The organism is uncultured Lacinutrix sp., from assembly GCF_947500325.1.
Classification (GTDB): domain Bacteria; phylum Bacteroidota; class Bacteroidia; order Flavobacteriales; family Flavobacteriaceae; genus Lacinutrix.
In genome coordinates this window covers 73,969-100,414 of the sequence record NZ_CANMRQ010000005.1, presented here as the reverse complement: position 1 = coordinate 100,414, position 26,446 = coordinate 73,969, and the positions used below count along the sequence as shown (strand labels likewise).

Below are 26,446 nucleotides of genomic sequence, written 5' to 3'. Positions count from 1 at the left end.
ATTTTAATATTATTTACCTAAGTTTAATTGGTTTTTAACTAAGTGGTAATAACTTCCTTTCAATTGTATAAGTTCTTGGTGATTTCCTTGCTCTACTATTTTACCTTTATCTAATACTACTATTTGATGAGCATTTTTTACAGTACTTAATCTATGCGCTATCACTACGGCAGTTTTATCTGCGAAAAAGGTGTTTAGTTTCTCCATAATTACTTTTTCATTATTGGCATCAAGAGCAGAAGTTGCCTCGTCAAAAAATAAAAATTGAGGGTTTTTATATACAGATCTAGCAATTAGTAAGCGTTGTTTTTGCCCGGTACTTAATCCACTACCTTCACTACCAATTTTAGTATTGTAGCCTAGTGGTAATCCGTCTATATAATCTGAGATATTCGCGACATCAATTGCATGAGCTAATTTCTCCTTATCAACATAATCTTGACCTACAGCAATGTTTTTGGCTATGGTATCATTAAAGATGTAACCTTCTTGCATAACTACACCACAGTTTTTTCGCCATTCTTTTTGAGAAATATTTTTAAAGTTGAAGTTGCTAATAGAAATATCTCCAGCATCTACGTTGTAAAAACCTAGTAATAGTTTCATTAAAGTCGTTTTACCACTACCACTAACACCAACAATAGCAGTAGTTTTATTAGCAGGTATTTCTAGAGTTAAGTTTTTAATTACAGGTTCTAAACCTCCTGTATATTTAAATGAGATGTTATTTAATTTAATTGGGGTATTTATAGGAATATTTGTGACTTTTTCATCATTAGGTTTTTCTTCATCTTCCATATTATGTATTTCGCCTAATCTATCTAGAGAGATTTGAGCATCTTGTACGTCTCTCATAAAGTTTATGAGTTGTGTAATTGGTCCGTTTAATTGCCCTACGATATAACTAATAGCCATCATCATGCCTAGAGTTATTTGACCATCAATCACTAATTTGGCAGATAATATGGTAATAAACATGTTTTTAAGTTCATTAATAAGATTAGAGCCAACACTTTGGGTTTGCTCTAAAGCCAGACTTTTTGTAGCAACTTTAAATAACCTAGCTTGAACGTATTCCCAATTCCAACGCATTCTTCTTTCTGCATTATGGAGTTTAATTTCTTGCATTCCATTTATAAGTTCTATAACTTTACTTTGTTCTTGACTTACTTCAGAAAATTGTTTATAATCAAGCTCTTTTCGTTTTTTGAAGAAAAATAATACCCATCCAAAATATAACAAGCTTCCAAGTACAAAGACTCCAAAAATTTGCAAACTATAGAATCCTAAAACGAGACTAAAAATGATTAAATTGAAAAATGAGAATAAAACTGTTAGTGAAGATGTCGTTAGTATTCTTTCAATTCTTTTATGATCATTAATACGTTGTAATAAATCGCCTGTCATCCTTACATCAAAATAAGAAATAGGTAATTTCATTAACTTGATAAAGAAGTCTGATATGAGAGAGATATTTATTCTGGTACTTAAGTGGAGTAAGATCCAGCTTCTAATAATTTCTAGAGAAGCTTTTCCTAAAAACAAGAATAATTGAGCAAATAGAATTAAGTATACAAAATTTATGTCTTGATTTTTTATACCAACATCTACAACACTTTGTGTTAAAAAGGGAAGTATTACTTGCAATAAACTACCAGCTAATAAACCAATAATTAGCTGAATAATAAATTTCTTGTATTGTATTAAGTATTTAAAGATGAATGAAAATCCAAATTTCTCATCTTTTTCAAATTCTTCTTGATAGAATTTTGGTGTTGGCTCAATTAGTAAAGCAATACCTTCTTCTGTATTTTCATTGGCATTATTACCAATCCAGTGTTTAATAAATTCTTGTTTTGAAAAAGTGATAAGTCCATGAGCGGGATCAGATATATATAGTATCTCTTTTTTTACTTTATAAAGTACTACATAATGATTTTTATTCCAATGTATAATGCATGGTAATGGAGCTTCTAATAATTTATTAAAAGCTAATTTAATACCTAAAGATTTAAAGCCAATAGATTCTGCTGCTTCACTTAGACCAAGTAAACTAGAGCCTTCACGAGTTGTTTCGCTAAGGTTTCTTAATTGTTGTGTATTAATAGTTTTGCCATAATGCTTAGCAATAATTTTAATACAAGTTGGACCGCAATCTTTGGACTCCGTTTGTTTGTAGTATGGAAATTTTTTCAAGAAAATTATTTTATTACAAGTGGTTGTATAATTTGAGAAGATTCTTGTAAATCTTCAATGAAGAAAATTAAATCAGTTCTCTTGTACTCTTTAGGAAAAGATTTACCGTTTATTAATATTTCTGGTGTGAAATTAATAGCATGATCATTGCACCATGATTTCTCATTTTGTAAGACTTCTAAATATTGAGAAGTTTCGTTAGTGGTTTGCCATTTTGAGAGCCATTTTTTATAAGGCATTCCATGGTAAATGTCATTCATAGCTAGTTTACAATCATTTAGTTTTTTAGAATTATAAAGCTCTAGTAATCTAGTAGTAACGATTACATCACTAGATTTAATGTTATTAGTTGAAACACTAAATCGAATGATAATCTTAACTAATTGATTGTATTTTTTTAATATCTCATTAAGTGTTTCGTGAACGGGCTTACAGTGACTACAAAATGGATTAGTGATAATTGTTATTTCTAATTTAGACTCTTTATTACCAAAAATAATTTCTCTGCCATCAGATATGACAGTGTTTTTTGTTGAAGATTTTTGTAATAAACTATTAAATAAAGTATAATTTCTTTTAAACCTTATAGATTCAATTTTATCTTTTTGTAATTCAATTACACCTTTAGCTAAAGGTTTTATATAATACCAACATAAATAAATACTAATAAAAACTATTAAAGTAACTATAAGGTTGTTAGTATTGGTTAAAGCAGATGATATATTTACCACTTTCATGAAACCCAGACTAGCTTGTAACCATAAAGCACCAATAATAGTTAGGCATAATACACACCATGTCTTTACAATTTTGTATTGGTAGTATATCGAATAAAATGTTATTGGTAGTGCTAAAAAACTAATTAAATACAAAGGATTATAATTACTAGTTAAGAGAGTAGATAGTAATAATCCAGAGAAATAAATAATACTTAGATCACTAATTTTATGTTCTTTAACTAGGGTTGCTCCTTTAGAGTTTAAAACAGCATCGCAATCTTTTTTGTCGTTATTGCCGGAGCAGAAAGTTTCCCCAATAGCAGTAGTTGTTCCCAACTCTTGTTTAGTAATACTGTAACTTACAACAACTCCAAACACAGATAAGCCTATATATACAAAATCTAATACCGAAGTATTCTTTGTAATCAATAATACTATAGTCAATAAAATAATAGCACTCAATAGAACTGTGCTTATAAATTTATTTTTTGTTTTTTGTTGTTGATTTTCTGTTTTTTCAACAACAACTATAATTCCAGTAAATACTTCTAAGAAGTTAGTTACTGAGAATTCTTTTTTCTTTTTGGATTCAAAAAATATAGTGTATGCAGATTTATTTTGAAGTTTACTAACTGTAACTAAATCTTTTCCTGTATCTGTTACTATTTGTGCGATAAAAGAATCAGGTAATTGCTTTAGAGTATCATTATTAATTGGTACTTCTGCAGCGATATTTTCAATGTTAAAGTGATCTAAAACACCTGTAATGGCATGCAGACTTGGATATGAAGGATGACTTTGTATTTGAAATATGAGCTCCTCTTTATCAAAAGAAATTTTGTTTTCTTTTAATAGTTTTTGTGTAATGCTTATTAAACTGTCTTTCAAAATTTGATTATTTTTCCGACCTGTTCAATAATTGTAAGTTTGTTACCCTTTATTTTTGAAAAAAAATGAAAATAAAATGAGAAGTATTATAAACCCTAAGAGATAAAGTAAGTAATAGTTATTATGAAATGTTTTATCTGTGTCTCCAATTAAAATAAAAGAAGCCCAGTAATATGGGGATTTTTCAGATAATTTGTGCTCGCTTAAATATTGCCTTTTTGCATTATTTAATGCTTTAACTTTAGATTGTTTATTTTTTAAATTTTCATAAAAATTTTTCATTAAAAAAGAAGTCGAAGTATCATTTACATTCCATAGAGATGAGACTACTGCATTTGAACCTGAATAGAAGAAACCTCTAGCTAAACTAAAAACACCTTCACCTTTTTTTATAGCACCTAAATTTGTTTCGCAGGCACTTAAAACAACTAAGTCTGCATTATTTCTTAATGTGTAGAGTTCATGTAATTTTAAAGTGTCTCTAGTAAAGTATATTTCTGGTTTTTGTGAAGAATTTGCATGTGTAGCTAAATGAATAATTTTTGAATTTAATCCGCTTTCTATAAATGTTTTTTTACTTGATTTTTTATGAGTGTATATTTCTCCATCTAAAATATCATTTATTGCTACTACTTCTTCTTCCGTGTTGTCTAGAGTTATTAGGTTTTTATTTTCGAATTCAACAGGAGAGAAACCAACAAAATCTTTAGTGGTATTTCTTACGACTTCATTATTCTTATCTGAAAAAGACATAGAATAGGTGTAACTAATGTCGTTTTCTTCAATTAAGTATTTAAGAGCGTTTTTATCAACATTTAAAGCTTCAAAAGGAATATTTTGGAATATAGTGCCAGGAATGATAACTAAATGCTTGTTTTTTATTATTTGTTTTAAGCTATCTCCTGGGAAAAGTTGATTATAGAGGTTATATGCTGTTTTTTTAAACGAATCTAATTCTTTTTTTGTTTTAAGAGGTTTAGAAATTAAGTTTTTAAATGTAATTGCATTTTTAAGTAGGCTATTAACGTTTTTAACCTCAAAGGAATATTGATTTTTATTAGAAATAATTAATCCATAGAAGGCAGTTTCTTCTGTGTTTATAGTATTAGAAATGTAAGATACAATAATAGAGGAATTATCAAGATTGCTTTTAACATCTTCTAGTGATGTTGGTTTTAAATTATTATTAAAATAATTTGGATGTATTTTACTTATAGAATCATTAAATACAGCATATTTCTCTTTTAAATTAAATAAAGAATCTTTTGCTTTCGAATACGAATTTGAGCCTTGATTTTTATCGATAATATCCTCAAGTTTTAAAATTCTTTCTTTAAGTTCTATTCTTTTGTTTGCTAAATTTATAGGTAGTGATAGTTGCGAAATATTTTGTTTTATACTTTGTATTAATAATAAAGCTCTATTTTTTTCCATGAAATTATGCATGGTTACTTCATCTTGTAGTATATAAGCAGCTTTTACACCTAAGATATAAGTTTTAGAAGTTTCATTTCTCCAAAGTAACTTAGTATCTATTTCATTACTATGATTTAAAAGAAGTTCAACTAGTTTATCGTTAAAGTTTACTATATTGATTGCTTTATATAGAAACTCTTTGTTTTTTGTAGAATTGTATAAATGTATAAGGGTTTCTGTTCTAGTTCTTAATGCTCCAACGATACTAATTTTATCTCCAATGTTTAATATCTGTTTTGAAGATAAGTTATTAATAGCATTATAATTTTTAACATTAAAACTATAAGCCAAAGACTTTTCTATATCTATTAGAGCTTTCTGGAATTTATTTTTACTTATATAGTAATTAGCTGTATTCCTATAAGTTTCATATATGTCTATTTTATTTATAGAATCATATTTTATACTTTTTTTAAAAAAATAAATACAGCTATCATTTTTAGATTTTAAATATAACTCTCCTATATTTAAACAGGAATTAGCAATCATTTTATCGTTTTTTTCTTTAGTAGCTTTATTAAGGTTTTTTAAATAATAATGTTTAGCTTTTTTTAAATTATATTGATGTTTTAAAGCATATAAATTAGCAAATCCTACGTTTAAAGAATATACAGAGCGATCGTCAACTTTAAGATTTGAAGTGTTTTTTATAATACTATCTGCTTTATTTAAGTAAAATAGTCCAATTTTTGTGCTTTTAGGAGTATCCATTTTATTACATACTCTAGATAAATTATTGCATTTGGCAATTAAAGTAGTTTTATAGCTATTAAGTTTTTCTAATAAAGATATGCCTTTTGTATAGTGGTTAATAGATTTATAATAGTCCCCTTTTCTAAAATAACATTCACCTAACATGCAATAAGACTGAGCTACTTTAAGAGGAAAAGCGTTTGACTTTATTGCTTTTTTGTAATAGGCGATAGCATTTTCATACTGATTCTTAATAAAATAGAATTTACCTATATTATATAACGCATTAGTATGATTTTCATTTTTTATTTTTAAATTATCTAATGTATTTACTTCAATAATACCATATTTAATAGCTAGATTATATTCTTTTTTTTGTTTGTAAAAGAAGTAAGAGAAATTATGCGCTATTTGTGCATATAAGGAATCTTTATTAGTAATAGTATATAATATACTATCCACTCTTTTTTCATTAAGTTCTTTTTGTTTATCTAAAATTATAATGTCTTTACTATTGTATTGAGCTTTTGCTTCTTTAAAACCAAATACAAAAAGTAAAACAAAAAGTGGATAGCTATATCTCACAATATATAATATTATTAAAAATTAAATTTATGTGTTAATAACGAATTTAAAAACCGCTTTGAAAAGCTCCAAAACTACCACAGTCTTGGTTTCCAGAATATGCAAATATAAAAGCATTACAATTAGCCATTGTATTTAATATTTGTTGTTGACTAATATAAGTTGCATATAAATAAGGCGGCGGTGCTTCTTGATCTGGATCTTGACCATCATAAACCCCATTAGTATCTTCTTTAGGAAACAAAACATTGTAAAACTTTAATGTTTCTATATTAGGGTTAGAAGGGCATGGTGTGATTTGTAATATTTGAGCATTAAAATTTTTACTAATACAGTTTCTAATATTAGTAATATTAGATCCAGGAGGATAGGATACAACTATTTCATCAGTATAATCTCCATTAATATTATTATTTAATAAGTTTTTGTTATTTTTAGTATAACTACTTGATATAAAAGCAGCTATAAAAATTAGCATTAGTTTAATTAAAATACTCTTTTTCATAATCTTTTTATTTATGTGTGTGAATGTCATAGTAAAAAAAGTGAAATTTAGTTTTCTATCATTAAAAAAAATTAAAAGCCACTCTGAAATGCACCAAAACTACCACAGTCTTGGTTTCCATAATAAGCAAATATAAATGCATTGCAATTGGCCATTGTATCTAATATTTGTTGTTGACTAACATACATTGCATTTGAATTTAGAAACCCTTTTCTATCAGTATCTGTACCATCATAAACCCCATTAGTATCTCCTTTTTGAAACAAAAGGTTGAAAAATTTTAATGTTTCTATATTGGGGTTAGATGGGCATGGTGTAATTTGTAATATTTGACCATTAAAACTATTAATAATACAGTTTCTAATATCTGTGATATTAGATCCAGGTGGATAGGATACTAATATTTCATCAGTATATTCACTTATACTGTTAATATTAGTTTTATTATTTAATAAACTTTTATCTATAATGGTAAAACCACTTGATAAAATAGTTACTAAAGAGATAAGCACTAGTTTAATTAGAGTCTGTTTTTTCATGTTTTTATGTTTTATTTTTTCCCATGTTCATAAAAAAGTATAATGTTACCCATGCGAAAGTATAAAATTTTATTTTTGCTTATCAATTTTAATAAATGGAAGAGAGTTTTTTAAATGCGCTAGTAAAAGGAGATTCGAAAACTATAGCAAAAATATATGAAACAAATTTTTACTTAGTAAGAAAATTTATACTTCAAAATAAAGGAAATGAGCAAGATGCTGAGGATATTTTTCAAAAAGCATTATTGCAAATTTCTGTTCGTCATAGAAAAGAAGGTATTTCAATTAATAGTAGTTTTGATGCTTATTTTTTTACTGTTTGTAAAAATTTGTGGAGAAGAGAATTAAATAGTTATAAAAAACGGGTAACAAATAAAGAGTTTGTTGAACTAGTGAGTGATTATAGAGATAATTCTTTAGCACTTATAGAGCAAAAAAGGCAAGAATTATTTGTTGAAAAATTAAATGAAATTTCTACTAATTGTAAGGAGATTTTAAATCTTTTTTTTGCTAGAATGCCATATAGTGAGATAGTTGAAAATACTGAGTATAATTCTGAATCTGTTGTACGGCAACGTGTTTTTAAATGTAAAAAGAAGTTGACCGAATTAATTAAAAATGATATAAGATTTAGATCATTAATTTAAATATGAGTTTAGAAGAAGACATACTAATAGAACGCTTTTTAAGAAATGAATTATCTGAGGAAGAAAGAGAAAATTTCCTAAAAAGAATTAATAATGATGAAACTTTCAGGGAGATGTATAATCTAGAAAAACAGATTTCTGAAGGATTAAATCAAAAAGACTGGAATTTTGTAGCTAATGAAAATACAAAAGAACTAGAAGAGTATGACAATTTGTTTAAAGATGAACAAACCCAAAAATTAAAAAATGAAATTAAAAAAGTATTATTAAAACGTAAGGAAAAAAATAGTAAACGAGTTTTAATGCTTTTTACTGGTGCAGCTGCAATTGTATTATTACTCTTAGTAATTAACTTTTTTGTTTCTAATACCTCTTTAAGTACAAATGAGCTTTATGCAGAATATATACATAAAGAAGAGTTGGTTTCTTTTAGAAGTAGAGGTGAAGATGCCTTAGAAAAAGAATTAGTTGTAGCAGAAAAGGAATTTAAAAAGAAGGAATATAGAAAAGCCCTTAATCTTTTTAATAAAAGTTTAGAGAAAGAAAAGGACTATAGTTCATTATATATATACAAAGCAGTATCACATATAGAACTAAAAGAGTATAATGAGGCAGAAATTATATTAAACGAATTAATTAATACTAATTTAATTGATGCCGAAAAAGGATTCTGGTATAAAAGCTTATTATATGTGAAGGCAAATAAGCTTTCTGAAGCTAAAAGTGTACTAAACAAAATAATTCAAGAGTCTTATTTTAAAAAAGAGCAAGCAAAAGAATTACTAGATAAGATTGAAGAATTAAAGTATAACTAAATAAAAAAGGCCAACTTATATAAGTTGGCCTTTTTTATTATAAATAATTTTTATTAGATATTATTTAAAGCATCAACAAGCAATGTCTTTTTATTTCTACTTAATGGTATTTCGTAAGACCCAACTTCAACATTTTTACTGTTAAATCGATCTACTTTATCTAAATTTACAATGTAGGATTTATGAATTCTTAAAAATTTCCCTTCTGGTAATTCCCCTTCAAAAGCTTTCATTGTAGATAATACAACAAGAGAAGTATCTTCAGTTACTAATTTTACATAGTCACCAAGAGCTTCAATCCATTTAATATCCCTAATATATACTTTACGTTTTTTAAGATTACTTTTTACAAATATATGCTCACCTTCAACTTCGTTAAAGTCTAACTTAAGTTTGTGTTGTTCTACAGCTTTATCAACAGCTTGATTAAAACGTTCGCGAGTAATTGGTTTTTGTAGATAATCTGTAGCGTCGTAATTAAAAGCTTTAAATGCATATTCTGTTTTACCTGTAACAAAAATAATTTGAGGCTTATTATTTAATACATCTAAAAGTTCAAAACCATTTAATACAGGCATTTCTATATCTAAAAATATAAGATCCACTTTATGAGTGTTCAATCCATTTTTAGTTTCTAATGCGCTGCTGTATTCTGCAACTAGATTAAGCGAACTGTTATTTTCAATAAGCTTAACTATAGATAATCTTTGTATTGCTGAGTCATCAACTACTACACAATTTAAAAACATAGCGTTTTGGTTATTTGGGTTTATTTATCGACAATGTTACAAAAAATTCGGATTAAAACCAAAAAACACCGCTAAAATGTAAATTTTAACATTTTCTATAGTCTTAATTGAACGGATTAAAATTAGTGTAAAAATGCTATTTATTTATTGTGAGGTTTAATAAAAAGAGTTATTTTTGCACTCATTTTTAACACAATAAAATAGATTTTTATGAATCATTATGAAACTGTTTTCATCTTAAATCCCGTTTTATCTGAAACTCAGATAAAGGAAACAGTAAAGAAATACGAAGAATTTCTTACTTCAAGAGGAGCAAAGATGGTAGCCAAAGAAGATTGGGGCTTAAAAAAATTAGCTTACCCAATTCAAAACAAAAAAAGTGGATTTTACCACTTATTTGAGTACACTGTAGACGGTGAACACATTAACCCTTTAGAAGTAGAGTTTAGACGTGATGAGCGTTTTATGCGTTACTTAACTGTCTCTTTAGACAAGCACGCGATTTCGTGGGCAGAAAGAAGAAGAGCTAAATTAAAACAAAAAGCGTAATTATGGCATCTATAGAACAACAAGCAAAAGGAAAGAAAGAAGGCGAAATTAGATATTTAACGCCTTTAAATATAGATACGAGCAAGAATAAAAAGTATTGCCGTTTCAAAAAATCTGGAATCAAGTATGTAGATTATAAAGATGCAGATTGGTTATTAGGTTTTATTAACGAACAAGGCAAAATTTTACCAAGACGTTTAACAGGAACATCTTTAAAGTATCAAAGAAAAGTATCTGTAGCAGTAAAAAGAGCGCGTCACTTAGCGTTATTACCATACGTAACAGATTTATTAAAATAAAATTATCATAACAATGGAACTTATATTAAAACAAGACGTTGAAAATTTAGGATTTAAAGACGATGTTGTAACGGTTAAGAACGGTTATGGTAGAAACTTTTTAATTCCTTCAGGTCACGCTGTATTGGCAACAACTTCTGCAAAGAAAGTTTTAGCTGAAAACTTAAAGCAACGTGCATTTAAAGAAAAGAAAGAAATCGAAGATGCTACAGCAACTGCTGAAGCTATCAAAGCATTAGAAATTAAGATCGCTTCAAAAACTGGTCAAGGAGACAAGTTATTTGGTTCTGTAAACAACATTAATGTTGCAGAAGCTTTAGAAAAAGCTGGTCACTCTATAGATAAGAAATTCATCTCAGTGGTAGGTGGAAATGTTAAGCGTTTAGGGAAGTATGATGCTTCTGTACGTTTACATAGAGAAGTATCTGCAGACATTCAGTTTGAAGTTGTAGCGCAAGCTTAATCTTTAATCAATACAATATTAAAACCGTTTGGAGCTCTACTCTAAACGGTTTTTTTAATTAATATTATTTCGCTGTCGCGGAAAAACTAATTATGAAGTATTTATATTATATACTATTAATAGCTCTATTTGCGTCTTGCAAGAAGGAGGTTTCTAATACCGTGGTTTCAACTGAAACCAAAATACAAAACATTAAAAAATCTGCTTTAATAGAAGTTTTTAAATATAATCCAAAAGCTGCACCAATTATAAGTGTGCATCGTGGTGGGAAAAGTATTAAGAACTACCCAGAAAACTGTTTAGAAACATTGCAGTATGTTAATGATAGTATTCCAGCTATCTATGAAATTGATGTAGCAAAAACAAAAGATAATAAACTAGTATTATTACATGATAATAGTTTAGAAAGAACAACAACAGGAACTGGAAAGTTAATAGATTATACGTATCAAGAATTAAATGTTTTTAATCTTGAAGATGATTATGGTAATGAAACAACCTTTAAGATTCCTTTGTTTACAGAGGTTCTAAAATGGGCAAAATCAAATAATGTAGTGCTAACGGTGGATATTAAACGTAGTGTTGCCGTGACTGAAGTAATACAAGCTATTAAGGCAGAAAAAGCAGAAGATGTTTGTCTAATAATTACTTATGATATAAAACAAGCCCAAGCTGCATATAAGTTAGCACCTGAGTTATTATTATCGGTATCTGCAAGAAATGAAAAGGAATTAGATTGGTTATTGCATTCTAATATTCCTACAGAAAACATGTTGGCTTTTACAGGAACAAGATTAGCTCCTAATGAGTTTTACAAAAAAGTACAATCTCATGGTATTAAAACTATTTTAGGAACTTTAGGGAACTTAGATAAACAAGCAAAAACAAAAGGAGATGTACCATATAAAGTATGGAGAGAAAAAGGAATAGATGTTTTTGCTACAGACAGACCTTTTGCAACTGCAAAAGCATTAAATATTACTAAATAGAATAAAAAAATAAGATGAAATATTCTAGACTTACAAAAGAACAGTTTGAAGAATTACACCAGGAATTTATAAACTTTTTAGCAACACAATCTATAACTGGAGATGAGTGGCAAGATATAAAAACAAACAAACCAGAAGTTGCAGAGCAAGAATTAGATATATTTAGTGACTTGGTTTGGGAAGGTGTTTTAAATCAAGCAAAATATTTAGAACATATATCTCCTAAAGAGATACATTTATTTGCTTTAAATGAAGATCATATGCATTTAATTGGGATAAAAGTTAAGGCAGAACAAGATTTAACGACAGCAGAGGGTTTTACATGGCTTCGTGAAAATTTAATGCATGATGATGTAGAGTTTGTGCAAGCAAAAAAAGACTATAGTGACGATAAAAACCTAGATAGGTTTACATTCATTCAACAGGGATCTAACATTACTAAAGGCGAGTTATATAATTATATGTTTAAACTTATAAATTAACTAATTCCTTCGAAGACAGGAATCTCATTAATTAACTTTCGTTATTTATAACTAAACAACTATTTTTGTTTTCACGTACTAGATGCGGAACCTAAATTTAAGATAACGTCACTTCGAGTGATTTGTGAAGCATGAGCAAATTGTATCGAGAAGACATTTAAAAAATCCCTTTTTTTAAGGGAAATATTATGGCACAAAAACCAAGTACACCAAAAGGAACAAGAGATTTTAATCCAGAACAAGTTGCAAAACGCAACTATATTTTTAGTACTATAAAATCTCAGTTTGAAACCTTTGGATTTCTACCTATAGAAACACCTAGTTTTGAAAACTCTTCAACCTTAATGGGAAAATATGGAGAAGAAGGTGATCGCTTGATTTTTAAGATTTTGAATTCTGGTGATTATTTGAAAGATTTAAGAAATGATATAATAGATTCTTCTAGTGCGAATTTTATTTTTTCTGTTTTTTTTGATACTCTTATATTGGGTTTAGATGAAAATGAAGAAATAGAAGATGTTTATGATTATACTTTGAGTTCACTTGTTAATGATGATTTAGGTAAAGAAATAAATTCGTTAGTTTTAGATTTTTTTGATGAGATAAAAGAAAAGTATATTTTATTATATAAAAGTCTAGAAAACAAAGACGAAAACGAAAAAAGGTATGAGTTAATTCGATTTAAGAATAGTTGTTTTGTTGACTTTTTTAAAGAATATCTAAATAAATTAGAAATTCTAAATTCTACAAAAGTAGTAAGTAAAATTTCCGAAAAAGCATTGCGTTACGATTTAACAGTACCTTTTGCGCGGTATGTTGTGCAACATCAAAACGATATAGATTTTCCTTTTAAACGTTACCAAATACAACCAGTTTGGAGAGCAGACAGGCCACAAAATGGACGTTTTAGAGAATTCTACCAATGTGACGCAGATGTTGTAGGTAGTAAATCCTTATGGCAAGAAGTCGAGTTTGTACAATTGTATGATAATGTGTTTTCTGCTTTAGGATTAAAAGGGACTACAATAAAGATTAATAATCGTAAAATATTATCAGGTATTGCAGAAGTAATTGGTGCAAGTGATAAATTAATAGATTTTACTGTAGCTTTAGATAAATTAGATAAGATAGGAGAGGAGAAAGTAAAAGAAGAAATGTTGAGTAAAGGCATTCCGCAAGATGGTATAGATAAATTACAACCATTATTTTCTTTAACTGGTACTTTTGAGTCGCAAATAGAAAGTTTAAAAGCTATTCTTAGTACTTCTGAAGACGGTAAAAAGGGTATAGAAGAATTAGATTTTATAAACAAAGCAATTAATGAATTAGGTTTACAATCTGCTATTTTACAATTAGATGTAACCTTAGCACGTGGACTAAACTATTATACTGGAGCTATTTTTGAAGTGTCTGCTCCAGAAGGTGTGAAAATGGGATCGATTGGCGGCGGTGGAAGATATGATGATTTAACAGGTATCTTTGGATTGAAAAATGTTAGTGGTGTTGGTATTAGTTTTGGTTTAGATCGTATCTATATAGTGCTTGAAAAACTAGGTTTGTTTCCAGAAACGATAACAAAGAGTACAGAAGTGTTATTTATTAATTTTGGTGATAATGAAGCATTGTTTAGTTTAAAAGCTGTGAAAGCATTGCGTGAAAAAGGAGTAAAAGCAGAATTATATCCAGATAGCGCAAAAATGAAAAAACAAATGAATTACGCTAACAAACGTAATATTCCTTTTGTTGTTTTAGTTGGTGAGCAAGAAATAGAAAACAATGTATATACTTTAAAAAATATGGCGCTTGGTGAGCAATCTAAAGTATCTATAGAAGAATTAGTTACTGCAATAAAATAGTGGTTTTTAATATTTGTCAAATTGAAAAAGCCTGATATATATATCAGGCTTTTTTATTAGAATTAGTTGAAATAAATAATCTATTAATCTACTAGTATTTTTTTAGATGTTTTTCCTATATCAGTATTAAGAGTTAAAATGTAAACCCCACTACTTAACTGTTTTTCTTTAAGTGTAATATAGTCTTCAGTTTCAATTTTATTGAATGTTGTTATAGTCTGTCCTAGCATATTGTTTAATTCTACAGATTTAATGTTATGTAGCTCGGGATTAATAATCACAATACTATTACTGTCATTTGAAAAATAGAATTGAATATTTTCTGCTTCAGTAATAAAGTCGTCAGTACTTAAAGTATTTCCATTAGAAAATCTTAACTCAAAACGATCTGTATATGTTCCAGATGGTATTTCTATTGAGAAGCTAGGATTGTTTCTAATATCATGATAAGTATTAGTTGCAGTGTCATAAATGTAAATTTCTAAACTACTAGGAACGTTAATTAATTCATCAATTTTAAATGAATTGACACCATCAATATCTGTATGAATTCCTAATGGTAAAATAGTTGTTGAGTCTATAGTATCTATACCTTGAATGATGAATTTTTTGTTGTCTATCATCCAATACATATCGTCTTTTTGAGTTTCGTTTGTTTCAGCGTCATAACCAAAATCAATCTGCGGTGTAGCATTATTGTCTTCTGTTACTAAAAGTTGTCTATGATAAGTACTTACTGAATCAAAACCAAGACGAATTTTCATTCTATTATCGTCGTCGTTTGTTGTTGAATTGTAAGAATCATTTCTTATAAAAACGGAATTACTACCTTCAGTTTGAAATACACGTTGGCTATTATTAAAAACAATATTGCCATTTGAACTACCATTAACAAAAAAACCTTGAGCTACTGGAATATAACGACCAGGAAGTTTGTTTGCTCCACTAGTACCTGTGTTACCTCCAGTAACAAAATCATATTGCATAGCAGGAGTAGCTCCTGAAAGATTATAAATGGCATAGCCACCTTGATATTGATTTGTAACATGAGAACCGCCACCCCAATGTTCCCAAAAATAAAGAACACCTGTAGTATTAGTGTTGTTTGCAATAAATATATTAGCATCTATGGCAGAAGCATAAGGATTACCTACTAAATATTCGTTTCCTAAAGATATAGGTAATATAATATCTCCATTGTTTGGTTTTCCTTCTAGTACATAATTTTGTTCTAATATAACATTACCATTTGTATTATTAACTCCTTTCATTGTGAATCCTTCACCGGCTTTTAAACTACCTGTACTACGAACATGTTCCCAGTTATAATAATCTGATGCTAAATTTCCATATTTCCAAATCCAATAATCTGCGATACCAATAGGAGGACCTGAATTTCCATCATAACTTGAAGTTATAAAATTAATATTAGTTGGGTTTGCAGAGTCACTTCCGTCTTTAAATATATCAGGAACAGTATAGCTATTATTATTTGTAATAGTATTTGTTAAGCCAACAGGAGAAGACCAATAGTTATAAGTAAATAAATCTTGTGTGCCTTGTTGGTCTCGTTCTAATGTTCCTGAACTTGTAATGTCTAGATCTGAATTTAAAGATTGAATTAATTGAGACTCTCCTTCTAAATCTATTTTTCCATCTAATTTTAGGTACCAACTTATATTAAGTTCTGAATCATTATTAATTGTCAATTCTTTTGTACTTTCTAGTAATACTCCTAATGTATTATGGCTTGTTGTTGTACTTAAATCTTCTGTTATTTTAACAATAGCCCAATCTGGATGAGAATATGAGATATCCCAAACATCTCCATGAAGCCAATTATTAGAATTTGACCAGTTGCCATCACCTCCAGATGTAGTTGTGTAAGGTAAAGGAGCAGTTCTTTCTTGGTAAGTCCTCATGTTATTTAATCCTCCAGCTATATTATGTGTTGACTCATCTGGTGTGTACCCAGTTTCAATAATATCCATTTTATAATATAACTCTAAATCACTCCAAAGTAAACCATCAATATTTTTAGGAATTATAGTTCCTTTTACGTTACCAGAATTATTTTCAATTTCTTGATAAACTTGTTTTTGTAATTGGTCTGGGGTTAAAGCTTTACTATAAACACGTGTTTCATATATTGCTCCTTCAAAATAGTTGTTATCTAATTCTGAATTTCTGCCTATTTCGAAATCATTTGTATCTGTACTTAGAGTACTAGCTAACCCAGTTCTAGTATCTTGTAATTCTCCATTTAAATATAATTTCATTTCTCCTGTAGTTCCATTATATGTGCTAGCTACATGATACCATAAATTTTCTAAAAGTTTTGGGGAAACATCTATAGGAGTGATTGTCGTTACATTTCCAGTGCAGGAGCTGCAAGATGCTATTATATTTGAAAGATTTTCTGATCCATTATTTGTTCCATAAGTATGATTCGTAATTACATTTGCCGCATCTGTTGCATTTACTAAATCCCAACTCATTTCATTAGCGTAACTATCAGTTGTAAAAGTGATCTCTATAATATCGCCTTCATAAGCTGTAAAATTTTCAGAATTAGTTATAGGAGTATTGGATAGTCCTGCGTCATGAACAGTATAAGGAACGCCACCATTTAAAGTGGCACCATTAATAGTAATTAGGACCCCTTTATTGGTCCATCCATCACCATAAGAATCACGCATATCAATACGATAGTTGACTAATGAAGGTGTGTTAGTTTCTATTTCCGCCCTTAATTTATTAGAATTGTCAACAAAAAGTCTGTAATTTTTTTGTCCCATAATATCTCCACCATCAAATCCATTTTTTAGTTTTATCCATGACATCATTGACGATTCAGTTTTGTTACTTAGAAAAGGAGCCCTGTTTATATAATCATTGTTTCCATCAAAATCTAGTGTTTGAGGAATACAAAAACTAAAATTCCCTAATCCAGAACCGTGGACGTTATTAGGTGAACATGTATCGCAATCTTGCCATAAGAATGAAACACTTGTTATATAGTCGTTGTCTGAAAAATTAACACCAACAGTTCCATCATTTCCTGAAACGGATGCGCCAGTTGAGTTTACTATTCCTGTGCTATTATCTGCTGTATATGATGGAGTGGAAGAACTTGTAAATGTAGGTAATATAATATCTCCGTTGGTATTTATTCCACTTATAGTGTATTTGTCACCGTTTACACTAGATGTGTTTATGTGATTGATATCAAATGATAAAGCATAAATAGGAGAGCTAAATGTTATAGTACAAGTAATTCCAGAGGCAGAATATCCGTTAGTAAATAGATCTAGACTTTCATAAGTTGGGCTTGAGTCGTTTCCAACTACTGGAGTTGTTAACCCATTCCATGCTCCAAATGATGATGTGTCACCAGTAAATGTTACAGTGAAATCCACTCCAGAATTATCTACATTTGTATAAGTGCTAGTTAATGCGCCTGCAGAAGACCAATTATATTCGTTTTGAGCTATTGGACTTGAAGACCATTCTAAACTATAATTTTCACCACAACTTGGAGGTAGGTGTACTTGAGAGAAAAGACTTACAGGGGTAAAAAAAAGAATGAGCAAGCTACTTCTTAAAAGAGAATGTTTTTTCATAGGTTAAAAGTTTAGCGTTGAGGGAATACAAATGTAATCTTTTTCTCGTTAAGTTGTTTTTATTTCGTTGATGCGTAGTGGTTTATCGTTAAAACGAGAATAAATTCGATGAATGGTATGTTTTTATTGTTTTATGAAGATAGAGTATCGCTTGTTAACTGATTATATTTTTTGTAGACTGTTATTATTTATCAACTTAGTATTCTCGATGTTGGGTTTTATTAAACTATTTATTAAAATAAGGAGAGGTCGTTTTTACACTTGAGAAATGATTAAAATTAGCAATAGGAGTGCTTATCTTGTGATTTGTTACAAATTAGGGAGTTAATTAGTAAGATGAAAGATAGGATATTTTAGTATTGTAGAATAATTATAATTAAGTTTCTTTTTTTTGATAAATTCTTATACGTAAATAAAAAATCCCAAAATGTTCATTTTGGGATTAATAAAAAGTACAGTTGAAAACTTAGAAATGCTTGAGGCAAATTATGATACTACTCAACTAATACTTTTTAATTTTGGCTAAGAGATATGGCTCTTTTAATTATGTTATCTAATTCAATAGATCTAATATTATTAATAGTGTTATTGTTATAAAATTGAATATTTGTTTCTTCAGGAATAAAATCATCATTACTTAAAGTACTTCCATTAAAAAGCTTCAACTCAAAGTCATCGTTTTTAAATGTGTTTTCTTTAGGGAAATCATTTGGAAAGTCTATAGTGTTTTTAATGTTATAGAACATGTCACTAATAGTATCATAAATATAAATTTCAAAGTTTTTATCAATACTTATTGATTTATCAATATTTGCTTTGTTAAAATTATTTGTGTTTTGAATACTAAGTTTTTCATTATAGATCATCAAATATTTTTTAGCTTTTAATATAATATAATAGTTAGAAGTATTATTTATTGAAGATTCTAATTTTAAAGTATTAATATAAGATTCAGCTATTGAATTAAAGCTCTTGGTGTTTGTATTGTTTAATTGATAAACATTATAATTATTTTGGTTATTGTATGTAGACCAATCTATCTGTATTTGAGCACTAGTGGTTTGTGCGAATAAGATACTGACAAAAAAACACAGTCTTAATAGGACAAAATTTTTCATAACAAGGGTAGTTATTTGGGGTAACTTGTTTCAAAGTTACATTTTTTATCCTTTAAATGCAATAATAATCGACTAAGTGCTTGTTGTTATTTTAATTAGTTGTATTTTAGGTAGTTATGTATATGGTATTTAGTTTTGTGATCTTTTAAAAATGATGTTTTTGTGCTTTAATGTGATTATCTATAATAAAAAAAGCGAGTTAATTTTAACTCGCTTTTTTAGTTTAAGGTCTAATTAATCTAATTTTTTGATTGTTATATTACAACCACTTGCTACTGTTGATATACTAACAGTACCGGCTATTTGCCTCGCAGATACATTTATTATATTATTTTGAGTTAGCTGTATTATAATAGATTTTGAACCTGTAGATTCTCCACTTGATGCGTTTCTATGATAAGTAAAAGTTTTAGTTCCTAATATTTCTGTACTGTTCAAATTTAATGCTGTTTCTACTGTAGATCTTACATCTCCATTAGGTGTTCCGGGTGGAACATTTGTTATGTCATAAGACATAGAGTATGTTATTTCATATAGACCACTTGCAGGTATAGTAATTGAAGTGTTTGTAGTACTATAACTTCCAATATTTACTCTTACTGTATTTAAATTTATAACTGTTGAAGAATTCCCAATAGTAGTACTTGTAGAATTATATACATCTATTACTGTTGGTGTAGGTGCTACTCCAGAAGGACCTTGTGGACCTTGTTCTCCCGTTGGGCCTTGTAAGCCTTGATCTCCTACTGGACCTTGGTCACCCGTAGGTCCTTTGTCACCAATTGGGCCTTGGTCACCAGTAGAACCTTGTAAACCTTGATCGCCAATTGGGCCTTGGTCACCAGTAGGACCTTGTAAACCTTGATCGCCAATTGGGCCTTGGTCACCAGTAGGACCTTGTAAACCTTGATCACCAATTGGACCTTGATCTCCCGTAGGACCTTGTAAACCTTGATCACCAATTGGACCTTGGTCACCTGTAGGACCTTGTAAACCTTGATCACCAATTGGACCTTGGTCACCAGTAGGACCTTGTAAACCTTGATCGCCAATTGGGCCTTGGTTACCTGTAGGACCTTGTAAACCTTGATCACCTATTGGGCCTTGGTCTCCCGTAGGACCTTGTAAACCTTGCTCTCCTATTGGACCTTGATCTCCCGTAGGACCTTGTAAACCTTGATCACCAATTGGACCTTGGTCACCAGTTGGACCTTGTAAACCTTGCTCACCAATTGGACCTTGGTCACCAGTAGGACCTTGTAAACCTTGATCTCCTATTGGACCTTGGTCTCCCGTAGGACCTTGTAAACCTTGATCTCCTATTGGACCCTGATCTCCTGTAGGACCTTGTAAGCCTTGCTCACCAATTGGGCCTTGGTCACCAGTAGGACCTTGTAAACCTTGATCACCAGTAGGACCTTGTAAACCTTGCTCACCAATTGGACCCTGATCTCCCGTAGGACCTTGTAAACCTTGATCGCCTATTGGACCCTGATCTCCCGTAGGACCTTGTAAGCCTTGATCGCCTATTGGACCCTGATCTCCTGTAGGACCTTGTAAACCTTGATCGCCTATTGGGCCTTGGTCACCCGTAGGACCTTGTAAACCTTGATCGCCTATAGGGCCTTGGTCACCTGTAGGACCTTGTAAACCTTGATCACCTATTGGGCCTTGGTCTCCCGTAGGGCCTTGTAAACCTTGCTCACCTATTGGGCCTTGGTCACCAGTAGGACCTTGTAAACCTTGTTCTCCTATTGGGCCTTGGTCACCAGTTGGACCTTGTAAACCTTGATCGCCTATTGGTCCTTGGTCTCCAGTAGGGCCTTGTAAACCTTGATCGCCTATTGGACCTTGATCTCCCGTAGGACCTTGTAAACCTTGATCGCCAATTGGGCCTTGGTCACCCGTAGGGCCTTGTAAACCTTGGTCACCAATTGGACCTTGGTCTCCCGTAGGGCCTTGTAAACCTTGATCGCCCGTAGGACCTTGTAAACCTTGCTCTCCTATTGGGCCTTGGTCACCAGTTGGACCTTGTAAACCTTGTTCTCCTATTGGGCCTTGGTCACCCGTAGGGCCTTGTAAACCTTGATCGCCTATTGGTCCTTGGTCACCAGTTGGACCTTGTAAACCTTGTTCTCCTATTGGGCCTTGGTCTCCAGTAGGACCTTGTAAACCTTGATCGCCTATTGGACCCTGATCTCCCGTAGGACCTTGTAAACCTTGCTCTCCTATTGGGCCTTGGTCACCAGTTGGACCTTGTAAACCTTGATCGCCTATTGGGCCTTGGTCACCAGTAGGACCTTGTAAACCTTGCTCTCCTATTGGGCCTTGGTCACCAGTAGGACCTTGTAAACCTTGTTCTCCTATTGGGCCTTGTAAACCTTGATCGCCTATTGGACCCTGATCTCCTGTAGGGCCTTGTAAACCTTGATCGCCTATTGGACCCTGATCTCCTGTAGGACCTTGTAAACCTTGATCACCTATTGGGCCTTGATCTCCCGTAGGGCCTTGTAAACCTTGTTCTCCTATTGGACCTTGGTCACCAGTAGGACCTTGTAAACCTTGATCACCTGTAGGACCTTGTAAGCCTTGATCGCCTATTGGGCCTTGGTCACCAGTAGGACCTTGTAAACCTTGATCACCTATTGGGCCTTGGTCACCTGTAGGACCTTGTAAGCCTTGATCGCCTATTGGGCCTTGGTCACCTGTAGGACCTTGTAAACCTTGTGGGCCAGAAGCTGCATATAGAGCATATGGGACAGCTCTTAGTTGAGAGGAGCCAACTATAGTGTAGTTTGTACCTCCATTTTGATCAATTGCTATTTGTAACCAATAATCGTTACTACTCCAATCTATATTTGAAAAATTTGTTGTTGGATTATTACCTGCTCCAACTGCTAAATCGAATGTACCGAAACTGTTTGTTGTTACGCTATGATTTTCGGAATAGACATTAATTCCTGATGGACCTGTCTTTAAAATTGATAACTCTACACTTAAGTTTTGATTAGTAATTACATTACCAGAATTATCTCTAGCTGCTGCTTGGTAATTAAATGTTTGTGCGTAACTACTATAGGCTGATAACAGAAAGGTTAAAATGAAAATAATTTTTTTCATGTTAAATTGATTAAGTTTTATGTTAATATGATTTGGGTATAAAATATTCAGATATTGTGTTTATGTGGAGAAGATAATCTTTCCTATAATTCGTTAATCACTAGAAATTAAGCACAGTTAAGCCGTGAATAGAATTTGAGTAGAAAATCTTCATGTTTAAATTTGGGTAACTTATTTACACAAATATATTATGTGTAATACACTGCCATCTTTTATTTATTTCTAATTTAAGAACAATCGATAAAATGTTTTAAAAATCGATTAAATGTAAATAAGTCCGATTAAGTGTGTTTGAAGTTGGGGTAGAGTTATTTTTTTTCATAGATGTTAGATTTGGGAATCTAGAGTTTAATTAAAATGTTATGCTAATTTAAAAAAACAAAAACAAAATATCTACAAAAAGCATTAAAAACCGATGAAATGCATTTTTATCGTATGTGATCATATTTTAATATATTGTTTATTAGGTTGTTAATGCAATGCTTTTGATTCGGTTGGTTTGTGCCATTTTATTGCGATTTTATTTGCTTTAATTTTTAATTGGGTTAATTTTTTATATTTGCTTACTAAACAATTATTATATAAAGAATGAAAAAACAAGTAGCATTAGTATTGAGTTTACTTTTTTGTGGGGTTATGTTCGCACAAAAAATGAAAGTAGTTAAAGGTGATTTTGATTTTATTAAGGGTCAAAAAGAATTTAATGTTGAGTTTGTCTATGACAATATGAAAATATATAAAGACAATAAAACGAATGAAGAATATATGACAGAGAGATCTGCAAAATTAGAAGAAAAAAGTAAAGGAAAAGGAAAAGCTTGGGAGAAAAAGTGGATTGCTGCGAGAGAATTAATTTATGCGCCTAAATTTTTAGAGTTAATGAACAGGTACATGGAAAAAAAGAAGAAAGGTATTGTTTTTGAAGAAGGGTTAGCTGATGCAAAATATACTTTATTAGTAGAAACAGTTTGGTTATATCCAGGTTATAATGTAGGTGTTATGAGAAGGCCTGCAAAAGTATCTACATTACTTAGGTTTGTTGAAACCGCTAATAGAGATAATGTATTATTGGAAATTACAGGTAAACATGCTCCTGGAAATAGTTTTGGAGGAACTTATAGTAATGAAGATCGAATTGGTGAAGGTTATGCTAAGACTGGTAAAACATTAGCAGGATTAATTTTAAAGAAAACTAAGAAGTAATATTTCTTAGTCATAATACTAAAGAAAAAAGTGAAACTTATATAGTTTCACTTTTTTCTTTTTGCATATTTATTATATGTGCCATAGTTTTTACCGCACGATTGTGTTTTTTAACAAATGGGTTTGTTTGATCCCAAACATAACCAGCTAAAACTGCACAAATTTGCTTTTTTACTTCAGGGTTTTCTGGTCTGTGGAAAAATAATGTTTGTAAGTTTCCAGTATACCACTCTTTTACATAAGTTGCGAATACATTTACACCTTGTTTCATGTAATCTGAATAATCTGTTTCCCAATCTACAGATTCATTATTAAGTTCTTTTGCAATTAATTTTGCAGCTTTCAATGCAGATTCAGTTGCGAAAGTTACTCCCGATGAAAATACAGGGTCTAAAAATTCTGCACTATTACCAGTTAAGGCAAAACCCTTTCCATATAACTTTGTTACAGATTTTGAAAAGTTTTTAATGCTTTTAGGTTCGAATAAGTATTTTTCACCTTTAAAACGATCTCTATAATGTTTAGATAGTTTCATCATTTCATGTAATCGTTCTTCAGTTGTGCCTTTAAAAGAGTCTATAAACTCACTTTTACCAACAAAACCTATACTTGTAGTTCCGTTAGAGAATGGTATTACCCATAACCATGTATCTGTATCTAATACATCAAATGTAATAAGTGTTCCTTCTTCTCCTTCAGGTCTTTTAGTATCAGAAATATGTCCGAAAATTGAAGAATGTACAGGGATTTCAGATGGTTTGTCTAAGTTTAATAATCTAGGCAAAACTCTTCCGTAACCACTAGAGTCTACTATAAATTTTGACTTTACAAAGTAAGGAGCTCCATGTTCGTCTTTTATTGTAGTAATAGAGCTACCGTCTTCAGAAAACTTTACATCTGTTACCTCATGTTCAAAAGAAATATTAACACCTCTTTTAATTAATTCTTGAGCAAGTGTGTTATCGAAATCAGCTCTAGGTACTTGCCAAGTCCAATCCCATCCTTCAGTATGTTTTATACTAAAATCGAAATCACATACCACATTGTTTTTTAAAAAACGAGCGCCTCTTTTAATTTCGAATTCTTGTTCATTTAAACAGTCAAGTAAATCAACCTCTTTAAAATGTTCCATACAGCGTGGTAGTAAGCTTTCTCCTATTACAAATCGCGGAAATTTACTTTTTTCAATAACTTTAATATTATAGCCTTTTTTATGTAAATATGAAGCAGCAACAGATCCAGATGGACCAGAGCCAATAATTAAAACATCAATATTAAATTCTAAGTTATTCATTCTAGTAAATACGCTTTAAATATGTTAAGTTTGCAAACAAAAATAACGACTTTATATTTGTTATTGATCAATTTTATAAATTTTTAGAATTAAAAAACGCATGCTGAAATTTAATGGCAAACTAGGGATAGAAGATTTTCGAAAAGTAATTATTGAAAATAATCCTATACAAATAACAGATTCAGTAATAGAAAAGGTGGAAAATAGTTTTAATTTTTTAAAACGCTTTTCTGAAAACAAAGTGATTTATGGTGTTAATACTGGATTTGGGCCAATGGCGCAATATAAAATTGAAGACTCTCAACGTATTCAGCTTCAATATAATTTAATACGAAGTCATGCTTCAGGGACAGGAAATCCAATAGCTCCTGAATATGTTAAAGCTGCGATGTTGGCAAGGTTAAATACGTTATCACTTGGTCATTCAGGAGTTCATAAGTCTGTTATTGAATTAATGGCAGAACTTATAAATAGAGATATTACACCACTAATTTATGAACATGGAGGTGTTGGTGCCAGTGGAGATTTAGTACAGTTAGCACATTTAGCTTTAGTATTAATTGGAGAAGGAGAAGTGTTTTATAAAGGAGAAAGAGTATCTACAGCATCTGTTTTCAAAATAGAGAACCTTAAACCAATTGCTGTAGAACTTCGTGAAGGTTTAGCATTAATGAATGGAACATCTGTAATGACTGGTATAGGTATTGTTAACACAATGTCTACTAGGAGATTGTTAGATTGGATGGTTTCATGTTCTGCAGCTATTAATGAGATTGTTATGGCTTATGATGATCATTTATCTCATGAGTTAAACCATTCTAAAAAGCATATAGGACAAAGAGCTATTGCAAAATCTATGCGTGAGCATTTAGTAGATAGTAAATTGACAAGAAAGAGAGAGCATCATTTATATAAAAATAATGATGATACAGATGTTTTTAAAGAAAAAGTACAAGAATATTACTCTTTAAGATGTGTACCTCAAATTTTAGGTCCAGTTTTAGATACTTTAAATAATATAGAACGCATTTTAATAGAAGAGGTTAATTCTGCAAATGATAATCCTATAGTAGATGTTGAAAAAGAACACGTTTATCATGGAGGGAACTTTCATGGAGATTACGTATCTTTAGAAATGGATAAGTTGAAAATTGTTGTGACGAAACTTACTATGCTTTCTGAAAGACAATTAAACTATTTATTAAATTCTAGATTGAATGATATTTTACCTCCATTTGTAAATTTGGGGAAATTAGGTTTAAACTTTGGAATGCAAGGTGTGCAATTTACAGCAACTTCAACTACTGCTGAAAATCAAACACTTTCTAATCCAATGTATGTACATAGTATACCAAATAATAATGACAATCAAGATATTGTAAGTATGGGGACGAATGCAGCATTGATTACCAAAAAAGTAATTGAAAATGCGCATGAAGTTTTAGCAATAGAAATTATAACAATTGTTCAAGCTATAGAGTATCTTAATGTTCAAGACAAAGTTTCTATTAAGACTAAAAAAATGTACGATGCTATTAGAAAAATAGTTCCAGCATTTAAAGAAGATGTAATAATGTACCCTTATGTTAACCAAGTAAAGGATTATATATTAAACAATAACATATAACGCTATATATC

20 protein-coding genes are annotated in these 26,446 nt (G+C 30.3%); 10 read left to right on the top strand and 10 right to left on the bottom strand.

Annotated elements, in window-relative coordinates:
• Positions 1-9 precede the first annotated feature (9 nt).
• The 5 genes from Q0997_RS08425 to Q0997_RS08405 form a co-directional block, all read right to left on the bottom strand.
• Entirely contained in the window at positions 10-2,196 is a 2,187-nt protein-coding gene (locus Q0997_RS08425) for a peptidase domain-containing ABC transporter (RefSeq protein WP_299887366.1), read from the bottom strand.
• A 5-nt stretch (positions 2,197-2,201) separates the two neighbouring features.
• The gene (locus Q0997_RS08420; protein WP_299887364.1) at positions 2,202-3,803 is read right to left on the bottom strand and encodes a vitamin K epoxide reductase family protein; all 1,602 of its coding nucleotides are present in this window, start codon (positions 3,801-3,803) and stop codon (positions 2,202-2,204) included.
• A 42-nt stretch (positions 3,804-3,845) separates the two neighbouring features.
• Positions 3,846-6,557, bottom strand: coding sequence for a CHAT domain-containing tetratricopeptide repeat protein (locus Q0997_RS08415; RefSeq protein WP_299887361.1), 2,712 nt, complete (start codon positions 6,555-6,557; stop codon positions 3,846-3,848).
• 46 nt (positions 6,558-6,603) lie between these two features.
• Positions 6,604-7,062, bottom strand: a complete 459-nt coding sequence (locus tag Q0997_RS08410) for a hypothetical protein (RefSeq protein ID WP_299887358.1) — start codon at positions 7,060-7,062, stop codon at positions 6,604-6,606.
• 71 nt (positions 7,063-7,133) lie between these two features.
• Positions 7,134-7,601 carry a hypothetical protein gene (locus tag Q0997_RS08405; protein ID WP_299887355.1) on the bottom strand — a complete coding sequence of 156 codons (468 nt, stop codon included), beginning with the start codon at positions 7,599-7,601 and terminating at the stop codon, positions 7,134-7,136.
• A 95-nt stretch (positions 7,602-7,696) separates the two neighbouring features.
• Here Q0997_RS08405 and Q0997_RS08400 point away from each other — a divergent pair, with 95 nt between their 5' ends.
• Positions 7,697-8,248: a sigma-70 family RNA polymerase sigma factor gene (locus tag Q0997_RS08400; RefSeq protein WP_299887352.1), complete on the top strand. Its 552-nt coding sequence runs from the start codon at positions 7,697-7,699 to the stop codon at positions 8,246-8,248.
• A gap of 2 nt (positions 8,249-8,250) precedes the next feature.
• The gene (locus Q0997_RS08395; protein ID WP_299887348.1) at positions 8,251-9,063 is read left to right on the top strand and encodes a hypothetical protein; all 813 of its coding nucleotides are present in this window, start codon (positions 8,251-8,253) and stop codon (positions 9,061-9,063) included.
• A gap of 53 nt (positions 9,064-9,116) precedes the next feature.
• On the opposite strand, the gene Q0997_RS08390 is transcribed toward Q0997_RS08395, so the two are convergent.
• Positions 9,117-9,812, bottom strand: a complete 696-nt coding sequence (locus Q0997_RS08390; protein ID WP_299887345.1) for a LytTR family DNA-binding domain-containing protein — start codon at positions 9,810-9,812, stop codon at positions 9,117-9,119.
• A gap of 210 nt (positions 9,813-10,022) precedes the next feature.
• Between Q0997_RS08390 and rpsF the strand changes: the two genes are divergently transcribed.
• The 6 genes from rpsF (at position 10,023) to hisS (ending at position 14,450) form a co-directional block, all read left to right on the top strand.
• Positions 10,023-10,361, top strand: a complete 339-nt coding sequence (rpsF, locus tag Q0997_RS08385; RefSeq protein WP_299887343.1) for a 30S ribosomal protein S6 — start codon at positions 10,023-10,025, stop codon at positions 10,359-10,361.
• A gap of 2 nt (positions 10,362-10,363) precedes the next feature.
• Positions 10,364-10,660, top strand: a complete 297-nt coding sequence (rpsR, locus tag Q0997_RS08380; protein WP_299887340.1) for a 30S ribosomal protein S18 — start codon at positions 10,364-10,366, stop codon at positions 10,658-10,660.
• A gap of 13 nt (positions 10,661-10,673) precedes the next feature.
• Positions 10,674-11,123, top strand: a complete 450-nt coding sequence (gene rplI, locus Q0997_RS08375) for a 50S ribosomal protein L9 (protein WP_299887337.1) — start codon at positions 10,674-10,676, stop codon at positions 11,121-11,123.
• Positions 11,124-11,215: 92 nt separating this feature from the next.
• Positions 11,216-12,112: a glycerophosphodiester phosphodiesterase family protein gene (locus tag Q0997_RS08370; RefSeq protein ID WP_299887335.1), complete on the top strand. Its 897-nt coding sequence runs from the start codon at positions 11,216-11,218 to the stop codon at positions 12,110-12,112.
• A gap of 14 nt (positions 12,113-12,126) precedes the next feature.
• Positions 12,127-12,594, top strand: coding sequence for a DUF6495 family protein (locus Q0997_RS08365; protein ID WP_299887332.1), 468 nt, complete (start codon positions 12,127-12,129; stop codon positions 12,592-12,594).
• A gap of 188 nt (positions 12,595-12,782) precedes the next feature.
• Entirely contained in the window at positions 12,783-14,450 is a 1,668-nt protein-coding gene (gene hisS / locus Q0997_RS08360; protein ID WP_299887329.1) for a histidine--tRNA ligase, read from the top strand.
• An 83-nt stretch (positions 14,451-14,533) separates the two neighbouring features.
• Here hisS and Q0997_RS08355 read toward each other — a convergent pair whose 3' ends face one another.
• The 3 genes from Q0997_RS08355 to Q0997_RS08345 form a co-directional block, all read right to left on the bottom strand.
• Entirely contained in the window at positions 14,534-18,073 is a 3,540-nt protein-coding gene (locus Q0997_RS08355; RefSeq protein ID WP_299887326.1) for a LamG-like jellyroll fold domain-containing protein, read from the bottom strand.
• Between the two features lie 512 nt (positions 18,074-18,585).
• Positions 18,586-19,191, bottom strand: coding sequence for a hypothetical protein (locus Q0997_RS08350; protein ID WP_299887323.1), 606 nt, complete (start codon positions 19,189-19,191; stop codon positions 18,586-18,588).
• A 234-nt stretch (positions 19,192-19,425) separates the two neighbouring features.
• The gene (locus Q0997_RS08345; protein WP_299887319.1) at positions 19,426-22,311 is read right to left on the bottom strand and encodes a hypothetical protein; all 2,886 of its coding nucleotides are present in this window, start codon (positions 22,309-22,311) and stop codon (positions 19,426-19,428) included.
• A 588-nt stretch (positions 22,312-22,899) separates the two neighbouring features.
• On the opposite strand from Q0997_RS08345, the gene Q0997_RS08340 reads away from it, so the two are divergent.
• Positions 22,900-23,514, top strand: coding sequence for a hypothetical protein (locus Q0997_RS08340; RefSeq protein ID WP_299887316.1), 615 nt, complete (start codon positions 22,900-22,902; stop codon positions 23,512-23,514).
• Between the two features lie 37 nt (positions 23,515-23,551).
• On the opposite strand, the gene Q0997_RS08335 is transcribed toward Q0997_RS08340, so the two are convergent.
• On the bottom strand, positions 23,552-24,808 hold the full coding sequence (locus Q0997_RS08335; RefSeq protein WP_299887313.1) for an NAD(P)/FAD-dependent oxidoreductase: 1,257 nt from the start codon (positions 24,806-24,808) through the stop codon (positions 23,552-23,554).
• A gap of 100 nt (positions 24,809-24,908) precedes the next feature.
• Between Q0997_RS08335 and hutH the strand changes: the two genes are divergently transcribed.
• Entirely contained in the window at positions 24,909-26,435 is a 1,527-nt protein-coding gene (gene hutH, locus Q0997_RS08330) for a histidine ammonia-lyase (protein ID WP_299887311.1), read from the top strand.
• The last annotated feature ends 11 nt before the right edge of the window (positions 26,436-26,446 follow it).